Source organism: Microbacterium lushaniae (assembly GCF_008727775.1).
GTDB classification, from domain to species: Bacteria; Actinomycetota; Actinomycetes; order Actinomycetales; family Microbacteriaceae; genus Microbacterium; species Microbacterium lushaniae.
Window position 1 is genome coordinate 2,702,181 of the sequence record NZ_CP044232.1, and the last position, 17,371, is coordinate 2,719,551.

A 17,371-nucleotide genomic window follows, 5' to 3' on the forward strand; every position below is an offset into this window, starting at 1 on the left:
GGTCAGCCCGGCGCCACAGCGGGAGGCCCACCGGAGCGCCGGCGCACCCGGGTCGTCCCGCCGGTTGCGGCGAGCCAGCATCCCAGGATCACGAGCGGGAACCCGGCCATCACCCCCAGGTCAGCGGCTCACCGAGGATGAGGACACCCAGCGCGATCGCGATCACCGGGTTGACGTACGTGAACAGCGGCGCGCGCGCCGGACCGACCTCTTTGATGAGCGCGAAGAACGCCAGCAACGCGACCGCGGTGCACAGCACCGTCAGCGCGACGATCGACGCGACGCTGGTGGGAGTGGGCACGGTGCGCTGGGTGAGCAGGGCCGCCGGCAGGTAGCCGACGCCCACCAGCAGCAGCGACAGCGTGACGGTGCCCAGCGGCGGTACGTGACGCAGACGCGTGGTCACCACGAACGGCGCGATCGAGTAGCACACAGCAACGAGGAGCACCTCCCCCGCCGCGATCAGGCCGCCGACGCCGGCGGACTGATCCAGGCCCGGGCCGGCCACGATCACCGCCACCCCGGCGAATCCGACGGCGAGCCCGACCACCCGCGCGGGTCGCAGCGCGCTGCGGTCGCCCCCGGCGAACGCGATGAGGGCGGCGAACAGCGGGACCGTCGCCACGAGCAGGCCGGTCAACCCCGACGACAGCGTGAGTTCGGCATGACTGAGCAGAAGGAAGGGTCCCGCCATCTCGAGGAGCCCGAAGAGGAGGACCCACGGCCATGCGCGCCACGCCTCGCGCAGCGCACCGCGGCGCAGCGCGAACGGGAGGAGGATGATGGCCGCGCCGAGTGTGCGGATGCACACGACCGCCGGTGGCGAGAAGGAATCGACCGCCTGCTTGATGAACAGGTAGGGCATCCCCCACAGCACCGCCATCGTGGCGAACAGCAGCCAGCCGCGCGGGGTGAACCGCGCGGCTGCGTTCACAGGGTGCGACGGCCCTCGAACGCGCGGCCGAGGGTCACCTCATCCGCGTATTCGAGGTCACCACCGACGGGCAGGCCTGATGCCAGACGGGTGACGCGGATCTCGAGGGTGTGCAGCAGGCGGCTGAGGTAGGTCGCAGTCGCCTCGCCCTCGAGGTTGGGGTTGGTGGCGAGGATGACCTCCTGCACCTTCCCGTCGGCCAGGCGCTGCATGAGCTGGGTGATGCGCAGGTCGTCGGGACCGACGCCGGCGATGGGGCTGATCGCCCCGCCCAGCACGTGGTACAGCCCGCGGAACTCGCGCGTGCGCTCGATGGCTGCGACGTCCTTGGCGTCTTCGACGACGCAGATGAGGGTCTCGTTGCGGCGCGGATCGCGGCAGATCGAGCAGCGATCCTGCTCGGACACGTTGCCGCACACTTCGCAGAACCGCACCTTCTCGCGCACTTCGGCGAGCAGACGGGCCAGGTGCGACACGTCGAAGGACGGCGACTGGAGGATGTGGAACGTGATCCGCTGCGCCGACTTCGGGCCGATGCCCGGCAGCCGGCCGAATTCGTCGATGAGGTCTTGCACGATGCCGTCGTACATCAGGTGAACCTCGTCGGGGCCTGATGCGGCTCTTCACGCACGAACGTCGCCCCGAGCACCTGCCGCACGACCGCCTCGCCGTAGCGCTGTACGCCGCCGCGCGCGGGGGCGATCCGCGGTGCCACGACCGGCGGCACGGGGATGTCGCGGGGCGCCTCGGGCGCGGGGAGGTCTTCCGCGTCGTCCGACGCGACGGCCGCGCTTTCGCCGTCGGGGAGCACGTCGCCTTCGCGCACGCGTGCGAGCGTCGCCACGGGGCGTCCGGCAGGTGCCGCATCCTCGGGCTCGTCGTCGACGGCGAACTGCGCGGTGACGGCGGCGGACAGGGCGCTCGGCGGCGCCGGAGCGTCGGCGGGCGGGGTCGACGGGATCGGGGCGACGGCCCACTCGGTCACGGGGGCCGCGGCGGCAGCGGCAGGCCGCCGCTCGGGTGCCGGCGGTGACGGCGACGGCGCGTCGGGAGCGGGCGGAGCGCTCTCCGGCGCGGGCGGGGTGGCCTCGGGCGCCCCGGGTCCGGTGCCCCCAGGCCCATCGCCGTCGTGCTTGGCGATGAACTTCACGCGGATGCCGAGGACACCCAGGATCGCCTGGCGGAGATCCTCGCTCGGACCGGTGCCGGCACCGCGTTTCTTGAAGGCGGCCAGGTCGCTCTGGCTCGCGAACGACAGGGTCAGCACGTCGTCGTCCAGCGCGAGGACCCGGGCGCCGGAGGCGAGCAGCCACGACGAGCGGCTGAGCTCTTCCAGCCGCGCGAGGACCTCGGGCCACGCGTCGCGCATCCGCTGCGCCGTGAACGGCCCGGAGGGGGCAGGCGGCGCGAACTCGGGCTCGGGCTCGGGCTCGACTTCCGGCGGGGCGGGCTCGTTGATGGGCGTCGAAAGTGCATCGTCTCGGCGAACCGGCACGGAATCCGGTGCACTCTCGCCCACTTGGTGCACATTCGCAGGCGGCGCGGATGCGGCGGGCGCAGGCGGCGCGGGGCGGCGGGCGCGGCGGGGACGGCGGTGCGGGCGAGCACGCGCGCGACGAGCAGTTCGAGCTGAAGACGCGGGGAGGTGGCACCGGTCATGTCATCCAGTGCGGCGACGACGAGGTCGGCCGTGCGCGAGAGGCGGTCGGCGCCGAAGAGCGCGGCCTGGCGGCCCATCCGTTCCAGCTCCTCGGCGGGAACGCCGCGCAGCACCGCCGATGCACCCGGCCCGGTCGCGGCGATGACGATCAGGTCGCGCAGGCGCTCGAGCAGATCGTCCACGAAACGGCGGGGATCCTGGCCGGTCTGGACGACGCGGTCGACCGCGGCGAAGGCGCCGGCCGGATCGCTCTGCCCGAAGGCCTCCACGACCTCGTCCAGCAGTTCGGCGTGCGTGTAGCCCAGCAGCGCGACGGCCCGCTCGTAGCGCACCGTGACGACGCCCGCCTCCCCGGCCCCCGAGCCCGTCGAAGGGTCGGAGCCGGCGATGAGCTGGTCGAGCAGCGACAGGGTGTCTCGCGGCGATCCGCCGCCCGCGCGCACGACCAGCGGCAGCACGCCCGGCTCCACCGCGACCCCCTCGGTCTGGCACAGCTCCTGCACGTACTCGAGCATCGCGGCCGGCGGCACGAGGCGGAACGGATAGTGGTGCGTGCGCGAGCGGATCGTGCCGAGCACCTTCTCGGGCTCGGTCGTGGCGAAGATGAACTTGACGTGCTCGGGAGGTTCCTCGACGAGCTTGAGCAGGGCGTTGAACCCCTGCTGCGTGACCATGTGCGCCTCGTCGAGGATGAAGATCTTGAAGCGGTCGCGGGCCGGTGCGAAGATCGCGCGTTCGCGGAGGTCGCGGGCGTCGTCGACGCCGTTGTGGCTGGCCGCGTCGATCTCGACCACATCGAGCGAGCCACCGCCGCCTCGGCCGAGCTCGACGCAGCTGTCGCACGTGCCGCAGGGGGTGTCGGTGGGCCCGGCGGCGCAGTTGAGGCAGCGGGCCAGGATGCGGGCGGATGTGGTCTTGCCGCATCCGCGCGGCCCGGAGAACAGATACGCGTGCCCGACGCGGTCGCTGCGCAGCGCCGTCATGAGCGGATCGGTCACCTGGGACTGCCCGATCATCTCGCCGAACGCCTCGGGGCGGTAGCGGCGGTACAGAGCGGTCGTCACGCCTCCAGCCTACGGTGTGCCGCTGACATCCCGCCCGCCTTCTCCGCAGACGACGAACCGGCTGCCCCCGCGCGAAGCGGGGACAGCCGGCGGGTCTCCTGTGACGGAGGGCGAGGCGGATCAGAACAGCGTGTATCCGCCGTCCACGACCAGCACGGTGCCCGACATGAAGCTCGCCGCGTCGGAGGCGAGGAACACCATCGCGGGGCCGAGCTCGTCGGGGGTCGCATACCGCTGCTGCGGGGCATCCTCGATCCACATGCGGCGGAACTGAGGCTCGTCCACGGGCGACATGTCGGTCTTGATGTAGCCGGGGGCCAGAGCGTTCACGCGCACGCCCAGGGGCGCCCACTCCGCCGCGAGCGACTTGGTGAGCTGGTGCACGGCGGCCTTGGAGGCGTTGTAGGCCGGCTGCATCTGCGGCCGGTTGACGATCATGCCCGAGATCGACCCGACGTTGACGATCGAGCCCGAGCGGCGCTCCACCATGTGTCGCCCCACGGCCTGCGACATGCGCCACAGGGCCGTGACGTTGGTGTCCATGACGTACGACCACTCGTCGTCGGTCACCTCGAGTGCGGGGCGGTGGATGCAGGCACCCGCGTTGTTCACGAGGACGTCGATGGCGCCCGCCGCCGCGATGGACTCGTCGACGACCTGCTGGGCGCCGCCGGCCTCGGTCAAGTCGCCGAGCACGACGTAGGCCTTGCGCCCGAGCGCCTCGATCTCGTCGCGGACGGTTTCGGCGGCAGCCTGATCGCGCCCGTGGACGACGACGTCGGCGCCGGCTTCGGCCAGAGCCGTGGCGAACGCATGGCCGAGGCCGCGCGTGGCGCCGGTGACCAGGGCGGTGCGGCCCTGGAGGGAGAACTTGTCGATGACGGACACGTCATTCCTTTCGACGGGGGTGGGGAGAAAGCACCGAGCGGGGGACGGCTTACGCCGCTCCCCCGCTCGGGTAGGTGGATCAGAGGAGGCCGGCCTCGAGGTAGAGGTCGATGTACTCCTGCACGTTGTCGGACGTGATCAGCGGGTTGCCGATGTCGACGTTGATCTCATCCTTCTCGCCGGTGAGCAGCTCGTGCACCGACTTGATGTTGAGTTCGGCCAGCTCGCGCGCGTTCTGCAGCGTCGAGGCGGTCAGCAGACCCTCCTGGATCAGCAGGGTCGCCTCGGGGGTCCCGTCCACGCCGTAGGCGAGGATGCCCTCGAAGTTCGACTTGCCCTTGAGCGCTTCCAACGCACCGGCGGCCATGTTGTCGTTCATCGAGATGATGGCGTCGATCTCGGAGTTGGCCAGCGACCAGTCCTCCATGAGGGTCAGCGCTTCATCCTTGTTCCAGTTCGCGGTGTCCTCGGCGACGATCGTCACGTCGGGGCGCTGGTCGAAGAACTCCTTCTGCCACGCGTCGCGACGCGCGGTGCTGTGGAAGTTGCCGGCCGGGCCGGTGAGGACGACGACCTTCGCGTTCTCGGGCACCTGCTCCAGCGCCAGCTGCGCGACGACGGCGCCCTGGTCGTAGGGGTTCGCGTCGACGGAGTCGCCACCGTTGAGACCCTCCACGCGCGGGTTGGTCGTGATGGTCACGATGCCGGCGTCGATGGCCTGCTGGATGTACGGGCTCTGCGCGTCGCCGTTGTTGGGCTGGACGATGATGGCGTCGAACTTGTTGGCGATCGCGTTCTCGATCATCCGGTTCTCGACCTCGTCGTCGGCCTGGCCGTCGAACACCTCGAGGGTGATGTCGTCGTAGTCCTCGGCTGCGGCCTTCATCTCGTTGGCCAGCCATGCGGCGAACGAGTCGGCCTGCGCGCGGGCGATGTACGCGACGCGGTACTCGTCCTTCTTCTCGCGCTCGGTGTCGCCGTCGGAGGCGGGGTTGCCGGTGGTCACGGCGCAGCCGCCGAGGCTCAGGGCCACGGCCGCGGCCGCTCCCAGCGCCATGATCTTGCGGGTAAGAGTCGTCATTGTGCTCTCCTTATGTGTTCGGGTTCATGAGGTGACGGGTGAGGCGAGTCAGGATCCGGCTGTCCCACCTCCAGCTGGAACTGTTCCTTCCCGCGCGGTGGGCAGGGTCTCGCCCTTCGCGTCGGACTTGAGGATCGTCGTGCGGGCCTTGCCCCGCTTGCTGAAGACGTCGTACGCGACGGCGACGACGATGATGAGGCCCATCACGATCTGCTGCACGTAGGAGCCGATCCCGATGAGGTTCATGATGTTGCCCAGCACGCCGACGATGAGGGCTCCGGCCAGGGTGCCGAAGACGGTGCCGACACCACCGGAGAAGCTCGTGCCACCGATGATGGGAGCGGTGATCGCCTGGAGCTCGTAGCCGATTCCGGCGTTGGGAAGCCCCGCGTTCACGCGCGACATGAAGATGACACCGGCGATGCCCACGAGCGCGCCGTTGACCAGGAACGCCTGGTACTTCACCTTCTCCACCGCGATGCCCGCCGCCCGCGCGGCCTCCTCGTTACCGCCGACGGCGTACACCGAGCGGCCGTAGCGGGTCTGGTTCATGAGGTACCAGATGACGATCGTGACGACGATGAGGATCAGCACGGGGATCGGCAGCCAGCCGAGGTTCCCCTGGCCGATGAGGATGAAATCCCCCAGCTGCAGGACGTTCTGGCCCTGCGTCAGTTCCAGCACCGCGCCACGGGCCATCAGCATCATGCCGAGGGTCACGATGAATGCCGGCGTGCGCAGCGTGGCCACGAGGAACGCGTTGATGAGGTTGCAGATCATGCCGATGGCGATGCCCGCGAGCACACCGAACAGGAGATTGCCGGTGGACTTGTAGACGATCACCGACGTCACGCCTGCGAAGGCCATGACCGCTCCTGCGGACAGGTCGATCATGCCGCCGATGATCAGGGTCATCGCGCCGTAGGCGAGGATCGTGATGACCGCGACCTGACGCAGCACGTTGAACACGTTGTCCGTGCTGAGGAAGTTCGGGCTCAGCATGCTCGCCGCTACCAGCACCACCACGAGGATGATGAATATGGAGTAGCGGCTGAGTTCCAGGGTTTTCAGCTTTTCCAGCACGTCAGGCCACCTCGATTTCGTTCATGGCGAATTTCAGAATCGTCTCCTGCGAGAACTGCGGGGGCTCCAGCTCCGCCGTCAGGCGCCCGCCCGACATGACGTAGATCCGGTCGCACATCCCGATCAGCTCAGGCAGTTCGGAGGAGATCATGAGGATGCCGCGCCCCTGCCGGGCGAGCTCGGTCATGATCTTGTAGATCTCGTACTTCGCACCCACGTCGATGCCGCGGGTCGGTTCGTCCAGCAGCAGCACCTTGGGGTCGGCGATGAGCCACCGCGCGAGCAGCACCTTCTGCTGATTGCCACCGCTGAGGGACTCGATGCGTGTCTCGGTGCTGGGCGCCTTGACGTTCATCTTGGAGAAGTACTCCTCGACGAGCTTGTCCTCCTTGCGCGGGTGGGCGAAGCCGCCGTAGATCACCTTGCGCAGGCTCGCGAGCGTGGCGTTCTTCTTGATGCTCAGCTTCGGGATGATGCCGACCAGGCGCCGGTCCTCCGACAGCATCGCGACGCCGTTGGCGATCGCCTTGCGCGGGGTGGACATGTCGGCCTGCTTGCCGTCGATCTCGATCGTCCCGGCATCCAGCGAGTCCAGTCCGAAGACGGCCCTGACCACTTCGCTGCGTCCGGCGCCGATGAGGCCGGCGAGGCCCACGATCTCCCCGGCCTTGATCTCCAGGTCGATGTTCTCGAACAGGTGACGGCTGGACAGGCCGGAGGCGCGGAAGACCGTGGAACCGATCTCGATGCGCTCCTTCGGGTAGGACTGGTGGTCCAGGTCGCGGCCGACCATCTGCGCGATGACCTGCGCCGAGGTGATGGCGTCGGCGCGCTGAGAGCTGACGACGGCGCCGTCCCGCAGCACGCTGATGTCGTCGGCCAGCTCGAAGACCTCGTCCATCTTGTGCGAGATGTAGATGATCGATTTGCCTTCGGCGCGCAGCGCGCGGATCTTGGCGAAGAGCGACTCGACCTCTTTGTGGGCGATCGCCGATGTCGGCTCGTCCATGATCAGCACGTCGGCGCTGTGGTAGACGGCCCGCACGATCTCCAGCGTCTGGATCTCCGACACCGTGAGCGTGCTCAGTCGCCGGTTGATGGAGAAGTCGAGGCCTTCCTCCTTCAGGATGCGACGGGCCTCGCGGCGGATGTGCCGCCAGTCGATCTTGCCGAACTTCATCGGCAGGCGTCCGAGGAAGAAGCTCTCCGCGATCGTCATCTCCGGGACGTAGTTGAGCTCCTGTGCGATCATCGCGATGCCCTGCGCGCGCGCCTCGATGGGGTTGCGGATACGCACCGCTTCGCCGCGCACGCGGATCTCGCCGGTGTCGGGCTGGTAGATGCCGTTGATGATCTTCATCAGGGTCGACTTGCCGGCACCGTTCTCCCCGCACAGCGCGTGGACGGTGCCCGGACGCACCTCGAAGGAGACGTCATCGAGAGCTTTGACGCCGGGGAACGACTTGGAGACACCCCGGACCGAGAGCAGCGTGTCGCTCATGCCTCACCCCGCGCCGCAGCCACCGGGTCCGCCACCTGCGCCACACCGGGGCGCACGATGCGCTTGAGGCTGTCCAGCGCGCCGTCTCCGGTGAGGGCCTCCTCGACCTGCTCGAGGCCGAAGACGTGGGTCACGAGCGAGTCCAGGTCGACCTGACCGGACTCGACGAGCGTGCGGGCGATCGGCCACGTGCCGGTGTAGCGGAAGATGCCCGTGACGTTGATCTCGCGCATCGCGACATCGGGCACCGAGAACGGGATCTCATCCGCGCTGCCGACGAGGACGACGGTGCCCCCGGGGCGCGTGGCGCGGATTCCGGCCCGGATCGCCGGCGCCGCACCGGAGGCGTCGATGAACACGTGGGCGTTCAGGCCGTCCAGCGACTCGGCGGTGGGGTCCACGACCCGCGTCACTCCGTAGCGCAGCGCGAGCTCGCGACGCGCGGGGTTGATGTCGGAGACGATGACCTCGCTCGCCCCGAAGGCGCGCGCCACCTGCGCGGCGATGATCCCGATCGGTCCGCCACCGGCGACGAGGACGCGGTCGCCGACCTTGACGCCGCCCTTCTGAGCGGCGGCGATGCCGACCGACAGCGGCTCCATGAGCGCTGCGGCGTTGTCGCTGATCGAGTCGGGGATGTCGAAGGCGAAGTCGGCCTGGATGGTCACGTACTCGCAGAAGGCGCCGTCGATGGGGGGCGTGGCGAAGAACTCCATCTTGGGGCACAGGTTGTAGGCGCCGGACTTGCAGAAGTCGCACACGCGGCAGGGCCGCTGGGGCTCGACCGCCACGCGTCGGCCGACCCGAGCCGGGTCGACGTCGGCGCCGACCGCGACGATGCGCCCGCTCAGCTCGTGCCCGAGGATGATCGGCGCATCCACGACGAAATCGCCGATCCGGCCGTGCTCGTAGTAGTGCACGTCCGAACCGCACACGCCGACGGCGGCGACCTGGACGAGGACCTCGTCGGGTGCGACCTCGGGAACGGGACGCTGCTCGATCGTGATGGACTGGACCTCGGTGAGGACGCTGGCGTTCATGGTTCGGGGGATCTCGGTCATGTTCGCTCCGATTTCATTGGGGACTGTCGTAGGGGCGTCGGGGGCCGGGCGCGGCCGCGCGATCATGTGCGCAGCACGAGGGCGGCCGATGCCGGCGAGCGCTCGCGCGGAGCGCCGGGGGCGCTCAGGCGGGGGCGGGGCACCCGGGGGGTGGAGGAGGAGAGGGTGACGTCGTCGTCGCTCACGGGCGGTCCTCCTTTGGTACGGGGCTTGACGTGCCCATCCATCCATGCTCATATGAGCAGTGCTGGTTGAAAGTTGAGCAGCGGTCTTCAGCGATCATACCCACCGAGGTCACATATGCAAGAACAGCGCCCCTTGCGCGCTCAAACGAGCATCGGCGAGAGTGCCGTCGCCGATCGCGCGCTTCTCGGCATGGTCGCGCGGCTCTACTACCTCGAAGACCTCCCCCGGGTCGACATCGCCGAGCGCCTCGGCATCTCGCGGTTCAAGGTCGCCCGCCTCCTCACGCGCGCGCGCGAGGAGGGGGTGGTCACCATCGCCGTGCACGACCACGGCCTGCCCGACCCCCTGCTCAGCGAGGAACTGCGGATCGCCCTGGGCCTGCAGGAGTGCCATGTCGTGCGTTCGCACGGCACGCGCGACAACGTGCGGCAGCAGCTGGGCGCCGCGGCGGCGGAGGTGCTCAGCACGACGCTCTCGGATGACGAGGTGCTGGGGCTGACGTGGGGCCGCTCCCTCACCGCGACGACCTCGCAGCTGACGTCCCTGCCGCGGGTCACCGTGGTGCAGCTGACCGGGTTCGTCAGCGGCGAGATGGGGGCTTCGCCCGTCGAACTCGTCCGGGAGGCATCCCAGCGCGCGGGTGGCGCGGTGTATCCGATCTTCTCGCCCCTGTTCGTCAAGGATGCCGAGACCGCCGACAGCCTGAAACAGCACCCCGACATCCAGCAGGCCCTGCGCCTGTTCCCCCAGGTCACCACCGCTGTGGTCTCCGTGGGCAGCTGGAACCCGCCCGTCACGCAGGTGCGCGAGGTGCTGGCACCCGACGACGTCGCCCACGCCACCGCGCTCGGGTGCGTCGCCGACGTCGCCGGCATCCTCGTCCGCGAGGACGGCTCCCTCGTCGATCCGGAGTTCCAGCGGCGCACGGTGTCGATCTCGCACGAAGAGCTGCACGCCGTCCCGCGCGTCATGGCCGTCGCCGGGGGCGCCGAGAAGGCGCAGGCGATCCGGGCCATCGCCAAGGCCGGCCTGATGACCAGCCTCGTCACCGATCACGCACTCGCCGAGAGCGCCCTCGCGGCGATCCGAGGCGAGTGACGCCGCTGCAGCTCAGTCGTCGACGGCGCTGAACGTCGCGCCTGCCTGGGCCTCCTGGTCTTCGATCACCGGGATGGAGGTCGTGACCGTGGGCACGGAGGCCGACAGCAGAGTCCCGTCCTCCCTGCGGGCATCGGCGAACTGACGCAGCGAAGGCTTCCCAGGGATGACCGGGCCCTGCCCGCGCAGCGGCACCTCCGCACGGCTGCCGCCGTGGACGGTGTATCCGACCCCGCGCACCGCGAACTGCACCGGGTCGCCCTCACCCGCCTCGATCGTGAGCAGATCGCGCGTCAGGGTCACATCCAGACGCGTGCCGTGCCAGTGCAGGACGTAGGAGAGCGACGGCCATTCGGCCGGCAGCCGCGGGTCGAAGGTGAGTTCGCCGAAGTGGTCGCGCATGCCCCCGAAGCCGGCCACCAGTGCCGTCCACACCCCGCCCGCGGAGGCGACGTGCACGCCGTCGGCGGCGTTGTGATGCAGGTCGCCGAGGTCGACGAACAGCGCGTCGCGGAAGTACTCCAGGGCGAGGTTCTGGTAGCCCACCTCCGCCGCCAGAATCGACTGCACGACGGCCGACAGCGTCGAATCCCCCGTGGTCAGCGGGTCGTAGTACTCGAAGTCGGCGAGCTTCTCGTCGGCGGTGAAGTTGTCGCCCTGCAGGAACAGCGCCAGCACGACGTCGGCCTGCTTGAGCACCTGGTACCGGTAGATCACCAACGGGTGGAAGTGCAGCAGCAGCGGACGCTGATCGGCCGGCGTGTGCTCGAGGTCCCAGATCTCGCGCTCGAGGAACACCGCATCCTGCGGGTGGATGCCGAGGGCTTCGCTGTAGGGGATGTGCATCGCCTCGGCGGCCCGCTCCCACATCTCCGGCTCCGAGGGGTCGAGGTTCATCCGGTCGACCATGCGCAGGTAGGCGTCGTGATCGGCCTCCTCCATCTCGCGCACGGTCTGCGCGGCGAATCGGAGGTTGAAGCGGGCCATGACGTTGGTGAACAGGTTGTCGTTGACCACCGTGGTGTACTCGTCGGGGCCGGTGACACCGTGGATGTGGAAGGTCTCGTTCTCCCCGTCGATCACCCCGTCGCTCGAACGCCAGAATCCTAGGGTCGCCCACAGCCGTGCGGTGTCCACGGCGATGTCGACGCCCTCGGAATCGAGGAAATCGACGTCGCCGGTGGCGCGCACGTACTTGGCCACGGCATAGCTGACGTCGGCGTTGATGTGGTACTGCGCCGTGCCGGCGGCATAGTAGGCCGACGCCTCCTCGCCGTTGATCGTGCGCCACGGGAACAGGGCGCCGGCCTCGTTGAGCTGGTGCGCGCGCTTGCGGGCGGCCGGCAGCATCAGGTACCGCATCCGCAGCGCGTTGCGCGCCCACAGCGGCGTCGTGTACGCCAGGAACGGCAGGACGTAGATCTCGGTGTCCCAGAAGTAGTGACCGGAATACCCCGAGCCGGTCACGCCCTTGGCGGGAACGCCCTGCCCGTCGGCGCGGGCTGCGGCCTGCGCGAGCTGGAAGAGGCACCAGCGGGTCGCCTGCTGCAGGTCGGGGTGACCCTCGATGCGAACGTCGGAGCGCTCCCAGAATCCGTCCAGCCACGCGCGCTGGCGTGCGAACAGCTCGTCCACGCCCAGTGCCTCCGCGCGGTCGAGGCCGCGGCGGCACCGGTCGATGAGCTCGCCCGCGGGAACGCCGCGGGAGGTGTGGTAGCTGACGATCTTCGTCAGGGTGGTCGGGACGCCCGCCTTCGCCTGCACGCGGAAGACGTTCTTGGCGATGTCGGGTTCGATGAGGCGGCGTGCCGAGTACTCGTTCGCGGTGTCGACGAGATGGTCGGCGATCACGGCGAGCGTCATGCCCGACTCCGACACGCGGTAGCTCAGCGCGGAGCGCTCCCCGTCCTGCCAGTAGTCCTGCGGCTGCAGGACCCGTTCCTGCAGCTTCTCCGTCTTGCGCGGGTCGAATCCCGCCCGGCTCTTGCGCGCGCCCATCGGCGAGCCCCCGTAGATCCCCTCGCCGTCCTGGCGATTGATCAGCTGCGAGCTGATCGTCACCGCCGCGTCATCGTCGAGGACGGTCACCGTCAGCCGCATCACGGCGAGGTGCTTCTCCTCGAAGGACACCAGGCGCTCGTCCTCGATCTCGACGTGCTTGCCCGAGGGGGTCACCCACAGCAGGCGGCGGCGGAGCACTCCCTCGCGCATGTCGAGCACGCGCTCGTACTCGCGGACGTCGGCCACGTCGAAGGACAGCGGCTCATCGTCGACGTAGACGCGCATCACCTTGGCGTCCGGTGCGTTGATGATCGTCTGCCCCACCTCGGCGAACCCGTACGCCTGCTCGGCGTGGCGGATCGGGAAGATCTCGTGGAAGCCGTTGATGAAGGTCCCCTGCTCCTGTGCGAACCGCCCCTCGGGGTAGTTGCCGCGCAGCCCCAGGTAGCCGTTCCCGACCGAGAAGAGCGTCTCGGTCACGCCGGCGTCGTCGAGTGAGCCCTCGGTCTCGATGAGCCGCCACTCGTCGACGGGGAATCGACCGCGATCGATCATGGGCTGCCTTCCTGGCGAAGTTCGGGATGCTTCGGATGGTCAGTCTACGAAGGCGGCGAGGTCATCGACGACGACCGTGGCGCCGGCTCGGGCCAGATCCTCGCCGCCGACGCCGCGGTCCACCCCGACCACGACCGCGAAGCCGCCGGCAGCGGCCGACTGCACGCCACTGAGGGCGTCTTCGACCGCCACCGAGCGCGCCGGATCGACCCCCAGCATCCGCGCCGCCTCGACGAACACGTCGGGAGCGGGCTTGGAGCGGAGGTGATCGCGCTCGGCGACCACACCGTCCATGACGACGTCGAACCGGTCGCGGATGCCCGCGGCCTCGAGCACCTCCTGGGCGTTCTTGGAGCTGGACACCACGGCGATCGGCACGCCCGCGGCCTGGAGCTTGTCGACCAGGCGCATCGAGCCCGGGTACGCGGCGATGCCTTCCGAGCGCAGCACGGCGGCGAACACCAGGTTCTTCCGGTTGCCGATGCCGCAGACGGTGTCGGCGGTGGGCGGGTCGGCAGGGTCTCCCCACGGCACCTCGACGTCGCGACTGCGCAGGAGGCTGGCCACACCGTCGTAGCGCTTCTTGCCGTCGAGGTATTCGAAGTAGTCGCGGTCGGTGTAGGGCGGCTGGATGTCCCACTGCGCGAACAGTTCCTCGAACATCGTCCGCCACGCGTGCATGTGCACCTCCGCGGTTGGGGTGAGCACGCCGTCCAGATCGAACAGGACGGCGTCGTAGGCGGTGAGATCGGGCAGGCGGTCGGGGTTTCCGTCGGTCACCGCATCAGCGTAGTCAGCCGATGCGGTGACGATGCGAAGGCTTGCGCAGCTCATAGGACACCGGCACGGGATGCTCAGCCGCCGACGACCTGCAGCGTCTGCCGCGCGATCTCGAGCTCCTCGTTCGTGGGCACGACGAGCACCGTCACCGCCGAGTCGTCCGTGGAGATGATCCGCGTCCCCCGCTCGGGTGCGGTGTTGCGCGCCGGGTCGATCTCGATCCCGGCGAATCCGAACGTCGCGAGCGACTCCGCGCGCACCTCCGGGGTGTGCTCCCCCACGCCCGCGGTGAAGGCGATGACGTCGACTCCGCCGAGCTGGGCGAGGTAGGCACCCGCGTACGCGCGCAGGCGGTGGATGTAGACGTCCCACGCGCGCGTGATCCGCGCATCGCCGGCGTCCACGCCGGCGCGGATGTCGCGCATGTCGCTGACGCCGGCGAGACCGAGCAGTCCGGAGCGCTTGTTCAGCAGGTCGTCCAGGTCGCCGATCGACATGTCCGCGCGACGGGCCAGCTGCAGGAGGACGGCCGGATCGAGGTCGCCCGAGCGCGTCCCCATCACGAGCCCCTCCAGCGGCGTGAGCCCCATCGAGGTGTCCACCGACCGTCCGCCCTCGATCGCGGTGACCGAGGCCCCGTTGCCGAGATGGAAGACGATCTGCCGCAGTTGCCCGAGGGGCCTGCCCAAGAAGGCGGCGGCGGACTCGCTGACGAACTGGTGACTGGTGCCGTGGAAGCCGTACCGGCGGATGCGGTGGGCCTCCGCCAGCGGCGCGTCGATGGCGTACGTGTAGGCGGCCGGGGCCAGGCTCTGGTGGAACGCCGTGTCGAACACCGCCACGTGCGGGACGTCGGGGAACGCCTTCCTCGCCGCGACGATGCCGGCGAGGTTGGCGGGGTTGTGCAGCGGGGCCAGCACCGACAACTCGTCGATGTTGATCTCCACGAGCGGCGTCACCAGCGTCGGCTCGTAGAACCGCGCTCCCCCGTGCACGACCCGATGTCCCACGGCCACAGGTGCGCGCTCGGTCAGCGACGGCCCGTGCTGCGCGAAGGCCTCCAGCATCACGCCGAACCCCGCGGTGTGATCGGCGATCTCGCGCTGGATCTCGGAGGTCGCATCCGTGACCGTGAGCGCCACCCCGTCGCCGCCGCCGGCCAGTGCGGCCGCCGTGACGGTGTGGCGGGCGAGCCCGGATTCCTGGCCGATGCGCTCGATGAGGCCCTTGGCCAGCACCTGCTCGGTGTCGCCGTCCAACAGCTGGTACTTGATCGAGGACGACCCGGAGTTGATCACGAGGACATCGCTCATGGTGTGCCTCCCTCCCCGGTGGTGCCGCCGGCCTGGGCCTGGATCGCCGTGATGGCGATGGTGTTGACGATGTCGTCCACCAGCGCGCCGCGGGAGAGGTCGTTGATGGGCTTGTTCAGGCCCTGCAGCACGGGGCCGATGGCCACCGCACCGGCGGAGCGCTGCACGGCCTTGTAGGTGTTGTTGCCGGTGTTCAGGTCGGGGAAGACGAAGACCGTGGCACGGCCGGCGACGTCGGAGCCGGGCAGCTTCGCCTTGGCCACCGCCGCGTCGGCGGCGGCGTCGTACTGGATCGGACCCTCCACGAGCAGCTCGGGCGCCCGCTCGCGCACGAGGGCGGTGGCGGCGCGGACCTTCTCCACGTCGGCGCCGGTTCCGGATTCGCCCGTCGAGTACGACAGCATCGCCACGCGCGGGGCGATGCCGAACTGGTCGGCCGTGGCAGCCGAGGAGATCGCGATGTCGGCCAGCTGCTCGCTCGTGGGGTCGGGGATGACGGCGCAGTCGCCGTACACGAGCACCCGATCGGCCAGCGCCATGAGGAAGACGCTGGAGACCACGGAGACGCCGGGACGGGTCTTGATGATCTCGAAGGCCGGCCGGATTGTGTGCGCCGTGGTGTGGGCGGCGCCGGAGACCATCCCGTCGGCCAGTCCGAGGTGCACCATGAGCGTGCCGAAGTACGACACATCGGTGACGGTGTCGGCCGCGCGCGCATACGTCATGCCCTTGTGCGCGCGGAGCCGCTCGTATTCGCGCGCGAACCGGTCGACGTACACGGCGTCGAAGGGGCTCACGACGCGAGCCTCGCCCAGGTCGATCCCCAGTTCGATGGCGCGGTTTCGCACCTCGATCTCCTCGCCGAGGATCGTGAGGTCGGCGATGCCGCGCGCGAGCACGGTCGCCGCCGCGCGCAGCACGCGGTCGTCGGTGCCCTCGGGCAGCACGATGTGCCGGCGCTGACGGCGGGCGCGCTCGACGAGGCCGTACTCGAACATCAGCGGCGTGACGACGGTGGGCTCGGCCACCCCGAGCAGGCGCGTCAGCTCGTCGGTGTCGACGTGGCGCTCGAAGATCGCCAGCGCGGTGTCGTAGCGACGCTGCGAGTCGGCGGCGAGGCGGCCGCGGGTGTTCATCACACGCACCGCGGTGTCGTAGGTTCCGAGGTCGGTGGCGATCAGCGGCAGCGACGAGCCCAGCCCGTCGATGAGCCGATCGACGGGCTCCGGCAGAGGGAAGCCGCCGTTGAGCACGACGCCGGCAAGGGAGGGGAAGGTCCCCGACGCATTGGCCAGGAGGGCTGCCAGCAGCACCTCGGCGCGATCGGCGGGGATCACCACGATCGAGGACTCGGTCAGGCGCGGCAGCACGTTGACCATCGACATCCCGGCCACCACGACGCCCAGGACCTCACGCGTGAGCAGCTCGGGATCACCCTTGACCAGCTCGCCGCCGACCGAGCGCATCACGCCGCGCACCGACGGGGCGACGAGGAACCGGTCTTCGGGGAGCGCCCACACGGGGATCTCGCGCTCTGACGGCGAAGGGGCGCCGTCGCCGGTCAGGACCGACCGCACGGAGGCGACGATGTCGGCCAGCACCTGCGGATCCGCCCGGTTGACGACCACAGCGAGGAGCTCGGCGCGCTCATGGGCGAGTTCGACCAGCGCGAGCGCAGCGGCCTGACCGACCTGCTCCGGCGTGCGGGGCATGCTGGAGCCCAGCTGCTCGCTCTGACCGTGCTGCGCGCGCCCGCCCACCACGAGCAGGACGGGCGCTCCGAGGTTCGCGGCGATGCGCGCGTTGTAGGCGAGCTCTGCCGGACTGGACACGTCGGTGTAGTCGCTGCCGAGGACCACGACCGCGTCGCACTGGGCCTGGACGGCCTTGTACCGTTCGACGATCCTCGCCAGCGCCGCATCCGGATCGCGCCGGACGTCGTCGTAGGTGACCCCCACGCATTGGTCGTAATCGAGGTCGACCCCGTCGTGGTCCAGGAGCATCTCGAGGACGTAGTCGCGCTCGGTCGTCGAACGCGCGATGGTGCGGAAGACGCCCACGTGCGGCGTGGCGTGACTGAGCGCGTCGAGCACCCCGAGGGCCACGGTCGACTTGCCCGAGTTTCCCTCGGCCGACGTGATGTAGATGCTCTGCGCCACGCGTCCA

The 17,371-nt window shown here is 69.6% G+C and carries 13 protein-coding genes and 1 pseudogene; 1 reads left to right on the forward strand and 13 read right to left on the reverse strand.

Annotated features, from left to right (window positions below):
- Nucleotides 1–109: 109 nt before the first annotated feature.
- From F6J85_RS12980 to F6J85_RS18175, 9 genes and pseudogenes are all read right to left on the reverse strand, one after another.
- Nucleotides 110–934: a DMT family transporter gene (locus F6J85_RS12980; RefSeq protein WP_238706959.1), complete on the reverse strand. Its 825-nt coding sequence runs from the start codon at nt 932–934 to the stop codon at nt 110–112.
- Nucleotides 931–1,524 carry a recombination mediator RecR gene (recR, locus tag F6J85_RS12985; protein WP_150925568.1) on the reverse strand — a complete coding sequence of 198 codons (594 nt, stop codon included), beginning with the start codon at nt 1,522–1,524 and terminating at the stop codon, nt 931–933. The genes F6J85_RS12980 and recR overlap by 4 nt, the downstream gene beginning before the upstream one ends.
- Nucleotides 1,524–3,658, reverse strand: a pseudogene (locus F6J85_RS12990) (DNA polymerase III subunit gamma and tau). Before F6J85_RS12990 ends, recR begins: the two are co-directional and overlap by 1 nt.
- Before the next feature lie 120 nt (nt 3,659–3,778).
- A complete protein-coding gene (locus F6J85_RS12995; RefSeq protein ID WP_150925570.1) occupies nt 3,779–4,546 on the reverse strand; it encodes an SDR family NAD(P)-dependent oxidoreductase in 768 nt (255 codons plus the stop codon).
- Nucleotides 4,547–4,625: 79 nt separating this feature from the next.
- Nucleotides 4,626–5,627 carry a sugar ABC transporter substrate-binding protein gene (locus F6J85_RS13000; RefSeq protein ID WP_191906603.1) on the reverse strand — a complete coding sequence of 334 codons (1,002 nt, stop codon included), beginning with the start codon at nt 5,625–5,627 and terminating at the stop codon, nt 4,626–4,628.
- A 48-nt stretch (nt 5,628–5,675) separates the two neighbouring features.
- Nucleotides 5,676–6,710 (reverse strand): ABC transporter permease, encoded by a 1,035-nt coding sequence (locus tag F6J85_RS13005; RefSeq protein ID WP_191906604.1) that lies wholly within the window; start codon nt 6,708–6,710, stop codon nt 5,676–5,678.
- 1 nt (nt 6,711) lies between these two features.
- Nucleotides 6,712–8,211, reverse strand: coding sequence for a sugar ABC transporter ATP-binding protein (locus tag F6J85_RS13010; protein ID WP_150925573.1), 1,500 nt, complete (start codon nt 8,209–8,211; stop codon nt 6,712–6,714).
- The gene (locus tag F6J85_RS13015; RefSeq protein WP_150925575.1) at nt 8,208–9,272 is read right to left on the reverse strand and encodes an NAD(P)-dependent alcohol dehydrogenase; all 1,065 of its coding nucleotides are present in this window, start codon (nt 9,270–9,272) and stop codon (nt 8,208–8,210) included. The genes F6J85_RS13010 and F6J85_RS13015 overlap by 4 nt, the downstream gene beginning before the upstream one ends.
- A 62-nt stretch (nt 9,273–9,334) precedes the next feature.
- On the reverse strand, nt 9,335–9,457 hold the full coding sequence (locus tag F6J85_RS18175; protein ID WP_275094044.1) for a hypothetical protein: 123 nt from the start codon (nt 9,455–9,457) through the stop codon (nt 9,335–9,337).
- A gap of 133 nt (nt 9,458–9,590) precedes the next feature.
- On the opposite strand from F6J85_RS18175, the gene F6J85_RS13020 reads away from it, so the two are divergent.
- Nucleotides 9,591–10,556 (forward strand): sugar-binding transcriptional regulator, encoded by a 966-nt coding sequence (locus F6J85_RS13020; RefSeq protein ID WP_191906605.1) that lies wholly within the window; start codon nt 9,591–9,593, stop codon nt 10,554–10,556.
- Between the two features lie 12 nt (nt 10,557–10,568).
- Here the strand turns inward: F6J85_RS13020 and F6J85_RS13025 are convergent, their stop codons facing one another.
- The 4 genes from F6J85_RS13025 to pta form a co-directional block, all read right to left on the reverse strand.
- Entirely contained in the window at nt 10,569–13,112 is a 2,544-nt protein-coding gene (locus tag F6J85_RS13025) for a glycoside hydrolase family 65 protein (protein ID WP_150925579.1), read from the reverse strand.
- A 39-nt stretch (nt 13,113–13,151) separates the two neighbouring features.
- Complete coding sequence (locus F6J85_RS13030) at nt 13,152–13,892, reverse strand: HAD family hydrolase (protein ID WP_224793529.1); 741 nt, start codon at nt 13,890–13,892, stop codon at nt 13,152–13,154.
- A 74-nt stretch (nt 13,893–13,966) separates the two neighbouring features.
- Nucleotides 13,967–15,205, reverse strand: coding sequence for an acetate/propionate family kinase (locus tag F6J85_RS13035; RefSeq protein WP_150925583.1), 1,239 nt, complete (start codon nt 15,203–15,205; stop codon nt 13,967–13,969).
- A complete protein-coding gene (gene pta, locus F6J85_RS13040) occupies nt 15,202–17,364 on the reverse strand; it encodes a phosphate acetyltransferase (protein ID WP_150925586.1) in 2,163 nt (720 codons plus the stop codon). The genes F6J85_RS13035 and pta overlap by 4 nt, the downstream gene beginning before the upstream one ends.
- Between the last annotated feature and the right edge of the window lie 7 nt (nt 17,365–17,371).

Bases quoted from the DNA above. Each gene is read 5' to 3' on its own strand.
- recR (WP_150925568.1), bottom strand. From the start codon at position 1,524: ATGTACGACGGCATCGTGCAAGACCTCATCGACGAATTCGGCCGGCTG.
- F6J85_RS13000 (WP_191906603.1), bottom strand. From the start codon at position 5,627: ATGACGACTCTTACCCGCAAGATCATGGCGCTGGGAGCGGCCGCGGCC.
- F6J85_RS13010 (WP_150925573.1), bottom strand. From the start codon at position 8,211: ATGAGCGACACGCTGCTCTCGGTCCGGGGTGTCTCCAAGTCGTTCCCC.
- F6J85_RS13015 (WP_150925575.1), bottom strand. From the start codon at position 9,272: ATGACCGAGATCCCCCGAACCATGAACGCCAGCGTCCTCACCGAGGTC.
- F6J85_RS13025 (WP_150925579.1), bottom strand. From the start codon at position 13,112: ATGATCGATCGCGGTCGATTCCCCGTCGACGAGTGGCGGCTCATCGAG.
- F6J85_RS13035 (WP_150925583.1), bottom strand. From the start codon at position 15,205: ATGAGCGATGTCCTCGTGATCAACTCCGGGTCGTCCTCGATCAAGTAC.